This window comes from Rhodococcus sp. HNM0569, assembly GCF_012726205.1.
In the GTDB taxonomy this organism is placed as follows: Bacteria; Actinomycetota; Actinomycetes; order Mycobacteriales; family Mycobacteriaceae; genus Rhodococcus_F.
This window is the reverse complement of the sequence record NZ_JAASAE010000018.1, coordinates 25,976-44,112: the sequence shown is the minus strand read 5'-3', so window position 1 is coordinate 44,112 and position 18,137 is coordinate 25,976. Positions and strand designations below refer to the sequence as shown.

The window sequence follows — 18,137 nt, the reverse complement described above, 5'->3', positions numbered from 1 at the left end:
TTCGCGCAGCCGCCCTGCGTGGCACCCACATCCGGGCCCCGTTTCCGTGTACAACTGACGCGAAACGGGGCCCGGTCGTGTTTCTCCGGCGCCTCGGCAGCAGATGCGGACGGTGGCAGAAATGAGGGCAGGCCCATGCGGTTGACTCGGCAGCGGCCCATTCGAGGGTGGGCGTCGCGGCGCGTCGGATACGGCGCGGCCGCAGCAGGGCTCGCGGGAGTGCTCGCGGTGGGTTTCACCACGACCACGGCCACGGCCGTACCCGCTGCACAGTCCCTCCCCGCCGCACAGTCGGCGCCCGCCGCGACCCAGGCTCCCGCGGGCGCCACCCTCGACCACGTCGAGTGGCTGTCCGACCGTCGCGTCGCGTTGTGGATCAACTCGCCGTCGATGGGCACGCCCATCCAGGTGCAGATGCTGCTGGCGCGCGATTGGAACCTGAAGCCGGAGCAGCGGTTCCCCGCGGTCTTCATGCTCGACGGCCTGCGCGCCACCGACCAGGAGAACGGCTGGACCCTCGAGACCGACGCCGAGTCGTTCTTCGCCGACAAGAACGTCAACGTCGTGCTGCCGGTGGGCGGGCAGTCCAGCTTCTACTCGGACTGGGCCGACCAGGACAACGGTCAGAACTACCAGTGGGAGACGTTCCTGACGAAGGAACTGCCGCCCATCCTCGAAGGCGACTGGCGCACCACGCAGGAGCGCGGCGTGGTCGGCCTGTCGATGGGTGGCACCGCCGCGATGTTCCTCGCGGCACGCAACCAGGGCTTCTTCAAGTTCGCGGGCTCGCTCTCGGGCATGCTCACCACCACCTCGCTCGGGATGCCGCAGGCCATCCAGTACGCGATGATCGACGCGGGCGGGTTCGACTCGCGCGCGATGTGGGGGCCGCCGTCGTCGCCCGCATGGGCCGAACACGATCCGTACCTGCTGGCCGATCACCTGAAGGGCGTGAGCCTGTACGTCTCGAGCGGCAGCGGCACCACCGGTGCGTACGACCAGCCGTCCGACATACCCGGCGTGAGCACCAACTACGCGGGCATGGGCCTCGAGATCCTGTCCCGCCTCACGTCGCAGACGTTCGCGACCAAGCTCAACAAGCTCGGCATCCCGGCGCAGGTCGTCTACCGGCCGTCCGGCACGCACTCCTGGCCGTACTGGCAGTTCGAGCTGCACCAGCTGTGGCCCCAGCTCGCGTCGGCGCTCGGGGTGCCTGCCGACAAGCCCGCCTGCGAGGCGAGCGGCGCGATCGGCGGCGCAGCCGCTGCCAATCCGTGGATCGGCGACTGTCTCACGCCCGCGTACTCGCAGGCAGGCGGCACGGTCCAGGACTTCCGGTTCGGGCGCATCTTCGACAAGAACGGCGCGCAGCCCGTCGCGGGCCGCATCGGCGGCGTGTACCAGGCGACGGGCGGCCCCGCGGGCCCGCTCGGCTTCCCCGCGACGCCCGAGCTCGGCGCCCCCGACGGCCGTGGCCGGTTCAACCACTTCGACTCCGGCTCGATCTACTGGACACCCGAGGCGGGCGCGCACTCGGTCACCGGTGCGATCCGCGACGAATGGGCACGCCAGGGCTGGGAAGGCGGGCCGCTCGGCTATCCCGTCGCAGAGCAGGTGGCCACGCCCGGCAAGGACGGCGCGGTGCAGGGCTTCGAGATCGGCGCGATGTACTCGAGTCCCACACACGGCACGAACGCGGTGCAGGGCATGATCCTCGGCAAGTACGCCGAACTCGGCTGGGAAGGCGGCTGGCTCGGCTTCCCGAAGACGAGCGAGATCCCGGTCAAGGACGGTGGCCGGTTCAACGAGTTCGAGGCCGGCAACATCTACTGGAGCCCGCTGTCGGGTGCGTGGTCGGTCGAGAACGGCCCCATCTTCGAGGCGTGGAAGACGGAGGGCTACGAGAACGGGCGGCTCGGCTTCCCGATCTCCGACAAGTTCGCGATCCCGGGCGGCGTGCAGCAGAACTTCCAGTTCGGCTACATCACGCTGGTCGGGGACCGCGCAGAGATTCACTGACGCGGCGGCAGCGCCATCGCATCGCGTGGGCGCGGACCGGGGACCAGCCCCGGACCGCGCCCACGGTGCGTCTGTAGGCTGTCTTGCGACTTTGCCGATTGCCCGAAAAGGACGGAATTCGATGTCGCACATGATTCGTTCCCTTGCCGTGCGGGCCGTCACGGCCGGAACCCTGGCAGCCGCAGGCGGCGCCTTGCTCGTGGGTTGCGGCAGCGACGACTCGACGGCCACGTCCACGCCCACCACGTCCGCGAGCGCGTCGAGCGCTCCTGCGACGTCGGCCGAGGCGTCGAAGTCGGAGGACGCGCCCGCCGCGACGCCGAGCGAGGCCGCGACGGCGCCCGCCGAGGAGCCCGAATCGGTGCCGAGCGATTTCCCCGGTCCCACCGAGGTCCCGATCAGCGACAAGGGCCGCGAATACCTCGACGCGCTCGAGGCGAAGGGCGTCCAGCCCGCGGGCGACGGCTCGATCGCCGTCGCGACGGGCGACTACATCTGCCAGGCGCAGGCTGCGGGCCAGGACGACGCGACGATCCTGGTGTTCGTCACCGCTGCGGTCGGCAGCGAGGCGAGTGCGGCGGGCACGGAGCTGTCCGCGGACCAGGCAGGCATGACGGCCAAGACCTACGTGGACGTCGCCCGCGCGTCGTACTGCGGATAAGGATTCGCCGTGTCGTGGACAGGTGGCAGTCGGACTCGCCGTAAGCGCGGGGGCATTCGTCGTGCGCTCTCGCTCGTGGTGCTGTTCGTCGTCGTTCTCGTGGCGGCGCTGGTGGCCCTGTGGTACCTGCTGGCCGGGAGGCTGCCCGAGCAGGTGCCGCAGCCACCGGGCGCGGATCGGCCGTCGTCGCAGCCGGCGAGCTGCCCCGACGTCCAGGTCGTCGCCGTCCCCGGCACGTGGGAGTCGAGCGCGACCGACGACCCGTACGACCCGACGGCGAATCCGGCATCGCTGATGCTGAACGTCACGCGTCCGCTACAGCAGCAGTTCGATCCGTCGCGGGCCGACGTCTACACCGTGCCGTATGTCGCGCAGTTCTCGAACCCGATCGCGCTGCCGCCCGACGGCCAGGAGTCGTACAACGACAGCCGCGGTGCCGGCACGGCCGCCGCCACCGACTTCCTTGCGGCGCGGCACGCCGAGTGCCCGCTCACGTCGTACGTGCTGACGGGCTTCTCGCAGGGTGCGGTCATCGTCGGCGACATCGCGTCGAGCATCGGCAACGGCGACGGGCCGGTGGCGGCGGACCAGGTGCTCGGGGTCGGCCTGATCGCCGACGGACGTCGAGATCCCGCGCACGGCACGGACATCGGGGCGCCCGTGGGCGGAGTCGGCGCCGAGCTGTCGATGGCAGGCCTGAGGGTGCCCGGCATCACGATGACCGGGGCACGCGAGAACGGTTTCGGCGAACTCGACGACCGCACCGTGCAGATCTGCGCGCCGTCCGACGGCATCTGCGATGCTCCGCCCGACGCGTTCAGCCCGGCCAACTGGCTGTCGAGCGCAACGCGGCTCACCGAGTACTACAACAACCCGGTGCACGCGACGTACAACAGCTACGTCGTCGACGATTCGGGCACCACCGCAACGCAGTGGATCGCGAGCTGGGCCGCCGAGAAGATCGAGAACGCGCCGACCCCGCCGCACTCGTAGGAGTTCGCACCGGATTCACAGCGGGCGCGCAGCCGGATTTGTGACGTGTCGGCGAAGCTCGACGGCGAGCCTCGTGCGCGGCGCGGTCGACGGTAGTCTGCTGATTTCGTCGGGCGGTAGAGTGCTGCGAGTTCCCCGGCGTCGGCGCGCAGGCGAGTTCGTGCCGCGCCCCCGACGGCGTGTCCACCACAGGAAGGCGATCGATGAGTGTGTCCGAGGGCCGTGCGCTGCGTAAGTTCCGTTTCGCGGCGGGTGGCGAGGGCAACGCCGAGGAAGGCGGCGCGCGGCGTTTCGTCAAGCTCGCGCAGAAGGCCGAGGAACTGGGCTACGACAGCTTCATGATTCCCGACCACCTGGGCAACCAGGTGGGCCCCATCGCGGCGCTCGGTGCGCTCGCGGTCGCGACCGACAAGATCCGGCTCGGCACCGCGGTGCTGGCCAACGGCTTCCGGCATCCCGCGGTCCTCGCGAAGGACGCCGCCACCATCGACGTCCTGTCGGGTGGTCGTCTCGAACTCGGCATCGGCGCCGGGTGGATGAAGGAAGAGTTCGACAAGGGCGGCATCGCGTACGAGAGCCCGGGGGTGCGCATCCGCAAGCTCGAGGAGTCGCTGCAGATCCTCGACACGCTGCTGCGTGGCCGCGAGTGCAACTTCGACGGCGAGTTCTACTCGATCAAGGGACTGACGGGCAGCCCGCGTCCACGGCAGGGCCCGCGGCCACCGCTCGCGGTCGGCGGCGGCGGTCCCAAGATGCTCGCGCTCGCGGCGAAGTACGCCGACATCATCTCGGTCGCGACGCCCACGTCGAAGGACGGCAAGCTGCTGCTGTCGGGCATCACGCTCGACAAGACGATCGAACGCGTCGAGCGCATCCGCGAAGCCGCGGGCGAGCGGTTCGACGACATCGAGCTCAACTGGACCATCACGATGATCCTGATCACCGATGATCGGGAGCAGACGGCGGAGATGGCGCTCGGGGCCCTCGACCAGGGTTTCCCGCCCAACATCGAGGTCGACGCCAAGCTGAGCGTCGAGGACATCCTGTCGTCGCCGTACATCGCGATCGGCTCGTTCGACGAGATCGCCGACCAGATCCGCATGGTGCGTGAGAAGACGTCGATGTCGTACGTCGGCGTGTTCCCGACGCAGATGGAGGCGTTCGCGCCCGTGCTCGAGCAACTCAAAGGCGAGTAGTTCGGCGCGTCCGGTGGCTCGAAGCCGCAGGTGAGCGGCATGACGATGCCAATCTGTAACATCAGATCGGTCTCATGTCGATGTAGTAATCCGGGCACGTGGCTGCCTTGGGGTGTACGACGCCCCCCGGTGGCCGCTACCCGGGGCAGTGAAGATCCGATTCGGCGAAGGAAGTCTGGGGCGCATCCGTGTATGCACGGGTGTGTGATCGCTTCGGAGGAGAAGGAATGAACGCGCAGATCGATGAATTCATCGATGAGCAGGGCAGCATCCGGTTGCGGCCGGACGACACCCTGATCGACTACGTCCAGGGACACGCGCACGACAACGGCGACGAGCTGGCGTACCGCTACATCGATTACTCGCGCGAACGCGACGGCGAAGTCCACGAGCTCACGTGGGAGCAGTTCGGTGCACGTACGCGTGCCGTCGCGGCCCGTCTCCAGCAGGTCACCCAGCGCGGCGATCGCGTCGCGATCCTCGCGCCGCAGGGCCTCGACTACGTCGTCTCCTTCTTCGCCGCGATCCACGCGGGCGCCATCGCCGTGCCGCTGTTCGACCCCGACGAGCCCGGCCACACCGATCGTCTGCACGCCGTTCTGGGCGACTGCAAGCCCGCTGCGATCCTCACCGCCACGTCCTCCGCCGCGGGCGTGCGCCAGTTCTTCCGCGCGCTGCCCGCCGCCGAACGCCCCCGCGTGATCGCCGTCGACGCCATCCCCGACACGGTCGGCGAGTCGTGGGCGCGCCCCGACGTCCAGCTCGACGACATCGCCTATCTGCAGTACACGTCCGGTTCGACGCGTGTTCCGGCCGGCGTCGAGATCACCTTCCGCGCCGTCGGCACCAATGCCGTCCAGATGGCCGACTCGATCCAGCTCGACGAGACGTCGCGCGGTGTCACGTGGCTGCCGCTGTTCCACGACATGGGCCTGCTCACGGTCATCCTGCCCGCGCTGGGCGGCAAGTACATCACGATCATGAGCCCGCGCGCGTTCGTGCAGCGCCCGTACCGCTGGATCAAGGAACTCGCGGCCGTCTCCGACGGCGCGGGCACGTTCGCGGCGGCGCCGAACTTCGCGTTCGAGCACGCCGCCGCGCGCGGACTGCCGAAGGCGGGCGAGAGCCTCGACCTGTCGAACGTCATCGGCCTGATCAACGGTTCCGAGCCGGTCACCACGTCGTCGATGCGCAAGTTCAACGACGCGTTCGCGCCCTACGGGCTGCCGAAGACCGCGATCAAGCCGTCCTACGGCATGGCCGAGGCCACGCTGTTCGTGTCGTCCACCAGGAACACCGACGAGGCGCGCGTCCTCTACGTCGATCGCGACGAACTGAGCGCGGGCCGCGTCGTCCGCGTCGACGCCGACACACCCGGTGCCATCCCGCAGGTGTCGTGCGGTTACGTCGCCCGCAGCCAGTGGGCCGCGATCGTCGACCCCGAGACCGGCAGCGAGATGCTCGACGAGCAGGTCGGCGAGATCTGGTTGCACGGCGACAACATCGGCGCAGGCTACTGGGGCCGCAAGGACGAGACCGACGAGACCTTCCACAACCGGCTGCCGAACCGGCTGGGGTCCGGCAGTCACGCCGACGGCGTCCCCGCCGACGGCAACTGGATGCGCACCGGCGACTACGGCGTCTACATCGACGGCGAGCTGTTCATCACGGGCCGCGTCAAGGACCTCGTGATCGTCGACGGCCGCAATCACTACCCGCAGGATCTCGAGTACTCGGCGCAGGAGGCGTCGAAGGCGCTGCGGCCGGGCTTCGTCGCGGCGTTCGCGGTGCCCGCGAACCAGCTCCCGCAGGTCGTGTTCGAGGCGGGTGCGTCGGGCCTGCAGTTCGATCCCGACGATTCGTCGGAGCAGTTGGTCGTCGTCGCAGAACGCGCACCGGGTGCAGGCAAGGCCGACCCTCAGCCCATCGCCGATACCGTGCGCGCCGCCCTCTCGCAGCGCCACGGCGTCACGGCACGCGACATCCTGCTCGTGCCCGCCGGGTCCATTCCCCGCACGTCGAGCGGCAAGATCGCCCGCCGCGCGTGCAAGGCCGCGTACATCGAGGGCACCCTGCGTGGCGGCCACCAGCAGCAGGCGTTCCCCGACGCGGTTTCCGAGTAGCGACGCGCACGACCGTGGCGCTGCAGAACAGTTCTGTCCCGACGGGTAGCTTGGTGAGTTGATGTCTGACACGAATGACGAGCGCGAGTACACCGGGGACATGACCGTCGCCCAACTGCGCGACTGGCTGCGGAACTGGGTTGCGGAAGCCACCGGGCAGCCGGCGTCGGCGATCTCCGACGACCGCCCGATGGAAGAGTTCGGGCTCTCGTCGCGCGATGCCGTCGCGCTGAGCGGCGAAATCGAGGAACTCGTGGGTGTCACGCTCACCGCAACGGTCGCGTACCAGCACCCGACGATCGCGTCGCTCGCCACGCGCATCATCGAGGGCGAACCCGAGGCGCCCGCCGACGACGTCGACGCCGCGTTCTACGCGTCGGGCCCGTCCGCCGACGCGCACGACATCGCGATCGTGGGTCTCGCGACGCGCTTCCCCGGCGCGGGCGACACGCCCGAGTCGATGTGGACCATGCTCGCCGAGGGCCGCGACGGCATCCGCGACCTGCCGGACGGTCGCTGGGCCGAGTTCGCGTCCGACCCGGCGATCGCCGCCGCGATCGAGAAGGCCAACACGAAGGGTGGCTATCTCGACGGGCTCGACGGCTTCGACGCCGAGTTCTTCGCGATGTCGCCGCTCGAGGTCGCCAATGTCGACCCGCAGCAGCGTCTCGCGATGGAACTCACGTGGGAGGCGCTCGAACACGCGCGCATACCGGCGAGCAGCCTCAAGGGCGGCCAGGTCGGCGTGTTCCTCGGCAGCTCGGCCAACGACTACCAGTTGCTCGCCGTCAGCGACCCGTCCGGCGCGCACCCGTACGCGCTCACCGGCACGTCCACGGCGATCGTCGCCAATCGCGTGTCCTACTTCTACGACTTCCACGGGCCGTCGGTCGCGCTCGACACGGCGTGCTCGTCGTCGCTCGTCGCGGTGCACCAGGCAGTGCGGTCGCTGCGCTCGGGCGAATCGGACGTCGCGCTCGCGGGCGGCGTCAACATGCTGCTCGCACCGCCCGCCACGCTCGGATTCGACGAGCTCGGCGTCATGGCCCCCGACGGCCGCATCAAGGCGTTCTCGTCGGACGCCGACGGCATGATCCGCGCCGAGGGCGGCGGGCTCGTCGTGCTCAAGCGCGTCGAGGACGCCGAACGCGACGGCGACACGATCCTCGCGGTCGTCGCGGGCAGCGCGGTCAACCAGGACGGCCGCTCCAACGGCCTCGCCGCCCCCAATCCGGAGGCTCAGGTCGCGGTCCTCCGCTCGGCCTACCGCGATGCGGGCATCAACCCGTCGGGCGTCGACTACATCGAGGCACACGGCACCGGCACGATCCTCGGCGACCCGATCGAGGCCGATGCGCTCGGCCGCGTCGTCGGCCGTGGCCGCGACGCCGACAAGCCGGCCCTGCTCGGTTCGGCGAAGACCAACTTCGGGCACCTCGAGGCCGCCGCGGGCGCCGCGGGCCTCATCAAGGTCGTGCTCGCGATGCAGGCCGACGAGCTGCCGCCCACCCTCAACTACTCGGGCCCCAATCCGTACATCCCGTTCGAGCAGGCACGTCTGCAGGTCATCCCCGAGGGCGGGCAGTGGCCGCGCTACACGGGCACCGCCGTCGCAGGCGTGTCCGGTTTCGGCTTCGGTGGCACCAACGCGCACGTCGTCGTGCGCGAGTACGTGCCGGCCGAGGCTGCCGAATCCGTCGCGCCGGTCGAGGACACGGTGTCGGACGTGCGCGAGGACACCGTGCTGTTGCCGGTGTCGGCGTCGATGCCGTCGCGTCGTCGTCGCGCCGCGGGCGAGCTCGCCGACTGGCTCGAGACCGAGCAGGGCAGCACCACGCCGCTCGCCGACGTCGCCCGCTCGCTTGCGCGTCGCAACCACGGCCGCTCGCGCGCCGTCGTCGTCGCGTCCACGCGTGCCGACGCCATCGCCGGCCTGCGTGCGATCGAGGCGGGCAAGCCCGGACCCGGTGTGTTCTCGTCGGATTCGCCCGCCGCGAAGGGCCCGGTGTGGGTGTTCTCGGGCTTCGGCTCGCAGCACCGCAAGATGGGCAAGCAGCTGTACCTCGAGAACCCCGTGTTCGCGAAGGCCATCGACGAGGTCGACGAGCTCATCGAGTTCGAGGCCGGCTACTCGATGAAGGAGAAGTTCCTCGACGACGCGATCGACTACGACGTCGAGACGTCGCAGGTCGGGATCTTCGCGATCCAGATCGGTCTCGCGGCGTTGCTGCGTCATCACGGCGCCGACGCCGAGGCCGTCGTCGGCCACTCGATGGGTGAGGCTGCGGCAGCCTACGTTTCGGGCGGACTGTCGCTCGAGGACGCGGTGCGCGTCATCTGCTCGCGCTCGCGGCTCATGGGCGAGGGCGAGGCGACCCTGCAGGGCGACGACATCCGGCTCATGGCGCTGCTCGAGTACAGCGCCGACGAGATCGAAGCGCTGCTGCCGACGTACCCGAAGCTCGAGGTGTGCGTGTACGCGGCGCCCACCCACACGGTCATCGGTGGCCCGCAGCCCGACGTCGAGGCCATCGTCGCGCACGCCGAGGAGACCGGGAAGTTCGCGCGCATCCTCAAGACGAAGGGCGCGAGCCACACGTCGCAGGTCGATCCGATCCTGGGCGAGTTCGCTGCCGAACTCGCGGGTCTCGAACCGGGCACGCTGACTCATGGGGTGTACTCGTCGGTCGACAAGGACACCTTCTACCGCGGCGGCCACGACCCGATCCACGCCGAGCCGTACTGGGTCAAGGGCATGCGGCACAGCGTGTACTTCGACAACGCGGTGCGGCTCGCGGTCGGCAGCGGGCACACCACCTTCGTCGAGCTCGCGCCCAATCCGGCCACCCTCATGTCGATCGCGGCCAGTGCGTGGGCTGCGGGCCAGCACGACATGCAGCTGATCCAGACGCTCAAGCGCAAGGAAGACGACACGCTGGGCATGCGTAATGCCTTCGCGCAGTTGTACGTTCACGGTCACCCGGTCGATCTCACGACTCTCCTTCCCGAGGGGGCCTACGCGCCGATTCCGCGCACCGCGTTCGCGCGCAAGTCGTACTGGGTGCAGACGCGCGTCAGCGGCGGCGGCAGCGGCCGCGTGCCGGGAGCGCACGTGTCGCTGCCGGACGGCAGGCACGTGTGGGAGGTCCAGGCCGATGCCGTGACGGCGCTCGGCGCGCAGGGCAAGCTCGAGGCGCTCGCCACTGCGGCCGCGTCGCAGATCCTTTCGGAGGTCACGCTCGTCGCGGCGGTGCCGCACGCGGAGCTGCCCACCTCCGGCACGCTCACCACCACGCTCAACCCGCATCCGGGTGGCGCGTCGCTTCAGGTGCACGCCAAGGGCGACAGCACCTTCACGCTGCTTCTCGACGCGGTCGTCACGTCCGGCGAGCCGCTGCCCGAACCGGTCGTGGCTCCAGTGGTCGACGCCTCGACGGTGTCCGACGCGGATGCGCTGCCCGAGGTGGTCGACGACATCGGTGACAAGTGGGATCCCGAGGGTGCGCAGACGCTCGAGGAGCGTCTGACGCTGATCGTCGCCGAGGCGATGGGTTATGCGCCCGAGGATCTTCCGCCGGAGATTCCGCTCATGGAGCTCGGTCTCGACTCGCTCATGGCGGTGCGTATCAAGAACCGCGTCGAGTACGAGTTCGACATCCCGCAGTTGCAGTTGCAGGCTGTGCGCGATGCGAACCTGCTCGAGGTCGCGAAGTACCTGCGCTACGCCGTCGAGAACCGCGAAGAGGTGCAGCAGCTCGCCGATCAGCAGCAGGCCGAGAAGGCCGCGGCCGACGCCGCGGAGGCCGCGCAGGCGGACGGCGCGCAGACGGACGGAGGTGCACCTCCCGCGGTCGACGCCGCGGCGGACGAGGTTTCCGACGCGGAAGCACCGCAGGAGAATTCGACGTCGGGTGTCGGTGAGCAGCAGAGCATGCTCGCCACCAAGGAGGCATTCGCCACCGCCACCGGGGCCGACGTCCCGCCGCGCGACGCGGCCGAGCGGCTCACGTTCGCGACGTGGGCCGTCGTCACGGGCGAATCGGCGAAGGGCATCTTCAACAACCTGCCGATCCTCACCGACGACAAGGCCGAAGCGCTTGCGCAGCGGCTCAGCGAGCGCGCGGGCGGCGAGATCACGTTCGACGACGTCCTCGACGCCACCACGATCGAGGAACTCGCGAGCGTCGTGCGCGGCTACCTCGAGGACGCGGGCAGGATCGACGGCCTCGTGCGCACCCTGCGCCCGCGGGCCGAGGGCTCGAATGCAGTGCCGGTCTTCGTGTTCCACCCCGCAGGTGGCTCGACGGTCGCGTACGAGCCGCTGCTCAAGCGGCTTCCGAAGGACACCCCGATGTTCGGGCTCGAGCGCACCGAAGGCCCCATCGAGCAGCGCGCGGCGGAGTACCTGCCGCTCGTCGAGGAGATCCAGGGCGACGGCCCGTACGTGCTCTACGGCTGGTCGCTCGGCGGTGTTCTCGCGTATGCCGTGGCAAAGCTGTTGCGCGACAAGGGCCGCGACGTTCGTGTCGTGGGCCTCATCGACACGGTCATGGCGGGCGAGAAGATCGAGGACACGCCCGACGAGATCCGCAAGCGCTGGGAGCGGTACGCGGCGTTCGCGAAGAAGACCTACGGCGTCGACTACCCGCTGCCGTACGACCAGCTGGCGGCCGCGGAGTCCGACGACGAGCAGGTCAAGATCCTCACCGACCTGCTCAAGCTCAGCGGCACCAAGATCCCCGGCGGCATCATCGAGCACCAGCGCACCAGCTGGCTCGACAACCGCGCGATCCAGACCGCGAAACTCGAGCGGTACGACGGCGACGTCGTGCTGTACATGGCCGATCGGTACCACGACGACGTCATGGCGCTCGAGCCCGCGTTCCGCACCCGTCAACCGGACGGCGGCTGGGGCGAGGCCGTGCAGAACCTCGAGATCATCCACATCGGAGGCGACCACATCCAGGCCGTCGACGAGCCGTACATCGCAAAGGTCGGAGCAGACCTGACGAAGAAACTGGCCGACATCGAGGCCAGGACTGGAGCACAGCAGTGACGTCGACCACCACCGCGGGCAAGCTTGCCGATCTCAACGCCAAGCTCGAGAAGGCGAAGGAGCCCGGTTCTCCGCGCGCCGTCGAGAAGCGCAAGGCGAAGGGGCTGCCGTCGCCGCGCGAGCGCATCGACATGTTGCTCGACCCGGGCAGTTTCATCGAGATCGGCGCGCTCGTGAAGATGCCCGGCGATCCGAACAACCCGTACGGAGACGGCGTCGTCACCGGCCACGGCACGGTCGACGGCAGGCCCGTCGCGGTGTTCGCGCACGACCAGACGGTGTTCGGTGGCACGGTCGGCGAGATGTTCGGCCGCAAGGTCGCGAAGATCATGGAGTTCGCCGCGAAGATCGGCTGCCCGTGCGTCGGCATCAACGACTCGGGCGGAGCGCGGGTGCAGGATGCCGTCACGTCGCTCGCGTGGTACGCCGAGCTGGGCCGTCGGCAGGAGCCGCTGTCCGGCATGTGCCCGCAGATCTCGATCATCCTCGGCAAGTGCGCCGGCGGTGCCGTGTACGCGCCCATCAACACCGACGTCGTGGTGGCCACCGAAGAGGCCTATATGTTCGTCACGGGCCCCGACGTCATCAAGTCGGTCACGGGGGAGGACATCAGCCTCGAGGAGCTCGGCAGCGCACGCAAGCAGGCCGAGTACGGCAATGTGCATCATGTCGCGCCGAACGAGAAGGCGGCCTTCGACTGGGTGCGCGAGTACCTGAGCTTCATGCCGTCGAGCTGCATGGAGAAGCCGCCGGTGATCAACCCGGGCCTCGAGCCCGAGATCACCGAGTTCGACCGCAGCCTCGAGACCATCGTGCCCGACGCCGACAACGCCGGCTACGACATGCACGACGTCCTGCTGCGCATCTTCGACGACGGCACGTTCCACGAGTTCGGTGCCCAGGTCGCGCCCAACATCATCACCGGCTTCTCGCGCGTCGACGGCCGGTCGGTCGGCGTGGTCGCGAACCAGCCGATGTTCCTCGCGGGCGCGCTCGACGCCGCGAGCTCCGACAAGGCGGCACATTTCGTTCGCATCTGCGACGCGTACGACATTCCGCTCGTGTTCGTCGTCGACACGCCGGGCTTCCTGCCGGGTGTCGAGCAGGAGAAGATCGGCGTCATCAAGCGCGGTGGGCGGTTCATCTTCTCGTTCGTCGAGGCCACCGTTCCGAAGGTCACCGTCGTCATCCGCAAGTCCTACGGCGGCGGGTACGCGGTCATGGGGTCGAAGCAGCTCGGCGCCGACGTCAACCTCGCGTGGCCTACCGCGCGCATCGCGGTGATGGGTGCCGAGAGCGCCGTCAGCATCATCGGCAGGCACCAGATCGAGGCCGCGGGCGACGACGCACCGCGGGTGCGCCAGCAGCTGATCAACTTCTACAACGAGAACATCGCGACGCCGTACATCGCGGCCGAGCGCGGCTACATCGACGCCGTGATCGAGCCGTCGCACACGCGTCTCGAGATCCGCAAGGCGCTCACGTTGCTGCGCGACAAGAAGATCGCCCGCAACCCGCGCAAGCATCACCTGCTGCCGCTGTAACCACCACGCCGGTTGGTCACAATGTCACATCGTGTGCATCCAACGCGCATGGTGTGACATTGTGACCGCAGGGCAAGGGGTGACCGCGCGGAAAGTTGGGCTGTGGATCGGCGAACGGCCCTGTGGATGAACGGGTTTCTCTCCGCCTGCAGGTCGGGAAGTGTCGTGGACCGCGCGCATCGTGCGGGACATGAAACGTGGAAACTGGGCCGACGACCCACACCTCCTGCTCGACGCCTCGCACGATGGCGTCATCCGCGCCGATGCTCTCGCACGCCTCGGCGTCGCGCGTACCACCGTCACCCGACGGTGTGGGCCGAACGGCCCGTGGCAACGGATTCTCCCGGGGATCGTGCTGTTGCACAACGCTCGACCTACGACGCAGCAACGCACTATCGCAGCGCATGTCTACGGTGGGCCCGATTGTGTCGTGACCGGGCACACCGCGCTGGCGCTGCACGGCTACGAACAGTCACGCGGACGCGATCACGTTCAACTGCTCATCCCACACACGCAACACCGCAAGGACTTCTCGTACGTCCGGGTCGAACGAACGTGGTACATGCCGGAAGTCGTGCAGCACGGTAGATTTCGGCTTGCGCCTGTCGCGCGGTGCGCGCTCGACGCTGCACGTCGAACGCCCGATCCGAGAGCGTGCCGTTCGCTACTCGCCGCCGTGGTGCAGAGAGGAGATGCGACGGTCGCCGACCTGGCGCAGGAGCTTGCCTGCGCGCCCCGTCGGGGGACTGCGATCCCGCACTCCGTCGTTCGCGAACTGGGTGATGGTGCACATTCGGTTGCCGAGCTGGATGCGCAGCGGTTGTATGCCGGCACCGGGCTGCCGCCGATGATGCGCAACATCGATATCGCCGACGCCCACGGCAGATGGATTGCGCGCCCCGACGGTTGGATCGACGAGGTCGCGCTCGCATGGGAGATCGACTCGATGAAATTCCATCTGTCGCCGTCACTTCACGAGGGAACACAGCGGCGGCGCGCGCGAATGGAGCGCTTCGGCATCGTCGTGGTATCGCATGTGCCGCGTCAGCTGCGCCTCGAGCCGGACGTCGTGATCGCCGACCTCGAAGCCGCATATCGCCGCGCCCGCGAGCGTGCACGCCCGGCCGTCACGGCCACGATGTCACATCATGTGCGGTGAACGCGCACGATGTGACATCGCGACCGGCGCAAGTGAGTCCGCTCAGTACACCCGCAGGGTGCCGTCCTTGCTCCAGCCCCACGTGGTGACGGTGTCGGTGTCGACCTCGGCGGGCCGGGCCTGCGGGTAGTAGCGGTCGTAGCGTTCGAGTGAGCCCCAGTCGCGGCCCCAGTCGTCGCGCAGATAGGTGGGCAGTGTGGTTGCGCCCGCGAGCATCTCGGTGAATCCGAGCGGTCCGCCGTTCTCCGCGGACTGCCAGGTGTCGGTCGAGCTGACCGCGAGCGGGCGGTCGGGCAGGATGCGGTAGTTCGGCATCTCCGCGACGCCGTCTCGGTGGTCGAACGGACGCTGGCACGGGAACTGCAGGCCGACGGCCCAGTCGAGGAGCACGGGCTGTTCGCGGCCGATGTAGTCGTCGAGGGTCTCGAGCTGCGGCACGCGCGGTGGGGTGAACGCGAACCACTGGTCGCCCGTGAGGTTCGGGTCGTTCGCGACGACGCGGACGACGTCGGTGTCGGGCGCGAGTTCGTCGATCGGCACGCGCAGGTTGCGCCACGACGGCGCGGGGCCGATGTCCTTCGGCAGGTAGGTCCCTTGCGGCTGCACGGTGCCGTCGGGCAGGCGCTTGCCGTACTCGACGAGCAGCGACTGCCCGTAGGTGACGGCCCCGGTGGCGTCGACCGACCAGATGCGGCCCGCGGCGGAGAGCACGAGGAGCGGCGCGGTGTCACTGCGTTCGGGTAATGCGTACCAGCTGGACGTGACGTGCGCGGGTTCCTGCACGCCGCCCTGGTAGCTGCCCATGACGGGCGTGACGGCGGGGTCGAGGCCGAACGGCAGCTTGGCGTTCGAGCCGTTGACGCCGACGTTGCCGGTGCCGCCGCTGGTGCCTGCATTGCCGCCGGTTTCGAACATCGGGCCGACGCTCTGATTGTCGGTGTTGCCCATGCCCTGCTTGACCTCGACGTAGTCGGCCGTGAGGTCGACGGGAATGCCATTGGGCGAGAAGCCCGTCGACGCATTGCCGGCGAGTGGGTCCGCAGGCGCTTCCACGCCTGGCTCGGTGACCGGCATCAGATTGCCTGCGTTGGTGTCGGTTTCGACGAGGACGTCGCGTGCGAGGCCGCACGTCTTCCCGGTGACGGCATCGATGTTCGAGCGGGCGAGCGAGTACGCCGGGTACTGGCTGACGGCACCCTTCACGAGTGAGAGAACCTCGAAGAGCACCATCGCAGCGGCCACGACGGTGAGCGGCGCAGCGGCGAATCTGCGGATGCGCCTGCCTTTCTGGGTGTTCGCGCGCGCGGGCGGCGCGGCATAGCCTTCACGCAGGTACTGCCAGCCGGCGAGTAGCACCGCGAGTCCGAACAGGACGAGGAACAGCAGGTTCGATTCGCGGCCCGCGAGCGAGACGGTCTTGTCGAACCACGGAACGCCGTAGCTCGACACGTACCAGTATCCGTTGATGCCGGCGAACGAGAATGCGAGTACGAGCAGCAGACCGGCGAGGAAGATGGTGCGATTGCGCCGGGAGCGCAGCGCCGACGCCGAAATGGCGACGGCGGTGAGCGCGGCGAGCGAACCCGCGATGCCCGCGTACGCCCCGAAGTGGTGGGTCCACTTCGTGGGGTTGAACATCATGAAGAAGACGGTGCCGAACACGACGCCGAGCAGGCGCCACGACGGGCCGGTCGCGGCGCCGGGGATGCGCCTGCGACGCAGCAACACGAACAGCGTCGTGAACAGGCACAGCAGCATCGCGAGGAACGCGAACCGGCGCGCGAGCGAGCCGTCGACGGTGGGTACGAACAGGTAGTAGTACCGCAGGAAGTCGTTGTACCACTCGAGGTTCGGGCCGATGATCGTGCGCACCCGGGTGGCTTCGAGGACGGTCGCGAGGGTCTGGTCACCGAACACGACGACGAGGACGACGGTGCCTGCCGCGAGGATCGGTGCCACGAGCGGCAGCGTGCCGACGAGGCGGTGCCTGCGCACGACGATCCGGATCATCGGCCGCGCGCCTGCGAGCAGCGCCGCGACACACATCAGACCGGTCGGTGCGGCAGCCAGGGTGAACGCGCCGACCAGCACCGCGATCGCGGCGGGGAGCAGTCGCCTGGTCGCGATCGCGCGTTCGATCGAGCACCACGTGAGCAGCGCGCCGAGCGCGACGATCGGTTCCGGTCGGAGACCGTTGTTGTAGGGGAGCCAGAACGCGAGGAACACGAGGCCGCCGGTCCACAGCGCGACCTGGTTGTTGCGGACGGCGCGGCCGAGGCGCGGTGCGACCTCGCGGCTGATGACCATCCAGCACAGGATCCCGGCGATCAGCGCGGGCAGTCTCATGAACGGGCTCGCGGTCGAGATCTTCGCGAACGCCGCGAGCACGTCGTAGTACCAGCCGAAGGGCGCCTCGGGAACGCCGAACCAGCGGAAGTAGTTCGCCATGTATCCCGAATGATCGGACACCCGGGCCATCGTCAGCAGGTAGCCGTCGTCGGACGTGTTGGCGCCGAGGAAATGCCACACCACGAGCGTGCCGACGACGACGCCGTCGACCGGCCGCAGCCGCCACCAGCTCGACGGCAGGAACCGTCGGTGCCGCCTGCCGTCGGTGCCGTCGAGTCGTGCGAGGGCGACGAGCGACGCGATCGTCGCGAGCGCCGCGCCGATCATCGCGACGAGCTTGATCAGGGTGGGGCTCGACGAGAACCGCGAGTCGACGTCGATCTGCACCGACAGGCCGGACGCGTCGACGCCCGCGGGCAGGTCGGTGAAGATGCCGACGACCTGTGGGCGCAGGTCGCCCGTGAGCGTGCCCGACAGCGGGCCGCCGTCGGCATTCGTGAGCCCGGTGAACTCGGCTGTGGTGGTGTCGATGTCGGAGACGACGCGGATCTCGCCGCATGCGGGCGACTGCACCTCGGCGCGCGGCGCGGACGCGACGACGACATTGCGGTCGAGGACGTCGACGGTCTCGGCGGATACGCGTACGAACATCGCGTTGAGTGCGGCGCCTTCGCCTGCGCTCGGCGCGGTCGCGAGCAGGATGCCGCCCTGCTCGGGCAGTTGCGCGACCGTCGCACACGGGATCGTCGCGTCGAACCGCACCGGGGCCTGCGACACGAGCGGCACTTCGACGTCGTCGAGCCCCGCGCTCTGCGGCCACGACACCGTGGCCGCGGTCTGCTGCACCGGAAGGAACGGTGTCGCGACCGCGAGGACGAATCCGAGCAAGCCCGTGACGACCGCAATCCAGCGCGCCCGGCGCAACTCCGTGCGGAAGTCCTTCGGCGCAGGTCGAATGGCTACAGGCTCACCCGGAGCGGTGTCGGCATCTGGCACGGTTGACGATGTTATGTCAGCGGCCGGCGAACCGGTGACCG

Annotated in this window: 9 protein-coding genes; 8 read left to right on the top strand and 1 reads right to left on the bottom strand. The window is 69.1% G+C overall.

Going from position 1 to position 18,137, the window contains the following annotated elements; genetic code table 11:
• Positions 1 to 135 precede the first annotated feature (135 nt).
• From HCA44_RS18640 to HCA44_RS21120, 8 genes are all read left to right on the top strand, one after another.
• The gene (locus HCA44_RS18640) at positions 136 to 2,019 is read left to right on the top strand and encodes an alpha/beta hydrolase-fold protein (protein ID WP_169650821.1); all 1,884 of its coding nucleotides are present in this window, start codon (positions 136 to 138) and stop codon (positions 2,017 to 2,019) included.
• Between the two features lie 121 nt (positions 2,020 to 2,140).
• Positions 2,141 to 2,680: a DUF732 domain-containing protein gene (locus HCA44_RS18635; RefSeq protein ID WP_169650820.1), complete on the top strand. Its 540-nt coding sequence runs from the start codon at positions 2,141 to 2,143 to the stop codon at positions 2,678 to 2,680.
• Positions 2,681 to 2,689: 9 nt separating this feature from the next.
• Entirely contained in the window at positions 2,690 to 3,673 is a 984-nt protein-coding gene (locus HCA44_RS18630) for a cutinase family protein (protein ID WP_169650819.1), read from the top strand.
• Between the two features lie 203 nt (positions 3,674 to 3,876).
• Entirely contained in the window at positions 3,877 to 4,869 is a 993-nt protein-coding gene (locus HCA44_RS18625) for an LLM class F420-dependent oxidoreductase (protein WP_169650818.1), read from the top strand.
• A gap of 227 nt (positions 4,870 to 5,096) precedes the next feature.
• A complete protein-coding gene (gene fadD32, locus HCA44_RS18620) occupies positions 5,097 to 6,992 on the top strand; it encodes a long-chain-fatty-acid--AMP ligase FadD32 (RefSeq protein ID WP_169650817.1) in 1,896 nt (631 codons plus the stop codon).
• Between the two features lie 100 nt (positions 6,993 to 7,092).
• The gene (gene pks13 / locus HCA44_RS18615; RefSeq protein ID WP_169650845.1) at positions 7,093 to 12,048 is read left to right on the top strand and encodes a polyketide synthase Pks13; all 4,956 of its coding nucleotides are present in this window, start codon (positions 7,093 to 7,095) and stop codon (positions 12,046 to 12,048) included.
• Complete coding sequence (locus tag HCA44_RS18610; protein ID WP_169650816.1) at positions 12,045 to 13,592, top strand: acyl-CoA carboxylase subunit beta; 1,548 nt, start codon at positions 12,045 to 12,047, stop codon at positions 13,590 to 13,592. Before pks13 ends, HCA44_RS18610 begins: the two co-directional genes overlap by 4 nt.
• Before the next feature lie 562 nt (positions 13,593 to 14,154).
• Entirely contained in the window at positions 14,155 to 14,751 is a 597-nt protein-coding gene (locus HCA44_RS21120) for a hypothetical protein (protein WP_240945638.1), read from the top strand.
• Between the two features lie 42 nt (positions 14,752 to 14,793).
• On the opposite strand, the gene HCA44_RS18600 is transcribed toward HCA44_RS21120, so the two are convergent.
• Positions 14,794 to 18,096, bottom strand: coding sequence for an arabinosyltransferase domain-containing protein (locus HCA44_RS18600; protein ID WP_169650814.1), 3,303 nt, complete (start codon positions 18,094 to 18,096; stop codon positions 14,794 to 14,796).
• Positions 18,097 to 18,137: the final 41 nt, after the last annotated feature.

Excerpts from the sequence above, each read along its gene's own strand:
- HCA44_RS18625 (WP_169650818.1), top strand. The coding sequence starts at position 3,877 with ATGAGTGTGTCCGAGGGCCGTGCGCTGCGTAAGTTCCGTTTCGCGGCG.
- HCA44_RS21120 (WP_240945638.1), top strand. The coding sequence starts at position 14,155 with ATGCCGGAAGTCGTGCAGCACGGTAGATTTCGGCTTGCGCCTGTCGCG.
- pks13 (WP_169650845.1), top strand. The coding sequence starts at position 7,093 with ATGACCGTCGCCCAACTGCGCGACTGGCTGCGGAACTGGGTTGCGGAA.
- HCA44_RS18640 (WP_169650821.1), top strand. The coding sequence starts at position 136 with ATGCGGTTGACTCGGCAGCGGCCCATTCGAGGGTGGGCGTCGCGGCGC.
- fadD32 (WP_169650817.1), top strand. The coding sequence starts at position 5,097 with ATGAACGCGCAGATCGATGAATTCATCGATGAGCAGGGCAGCATCCGG.
- HCA44_RS18635 (WP_169650820.1), top strand. The coding sequence starts at position 2,141 with ATGTCGCACATGATTCGTTCCCTTGCCGTGCGGGCCGTCACGGCCGGA.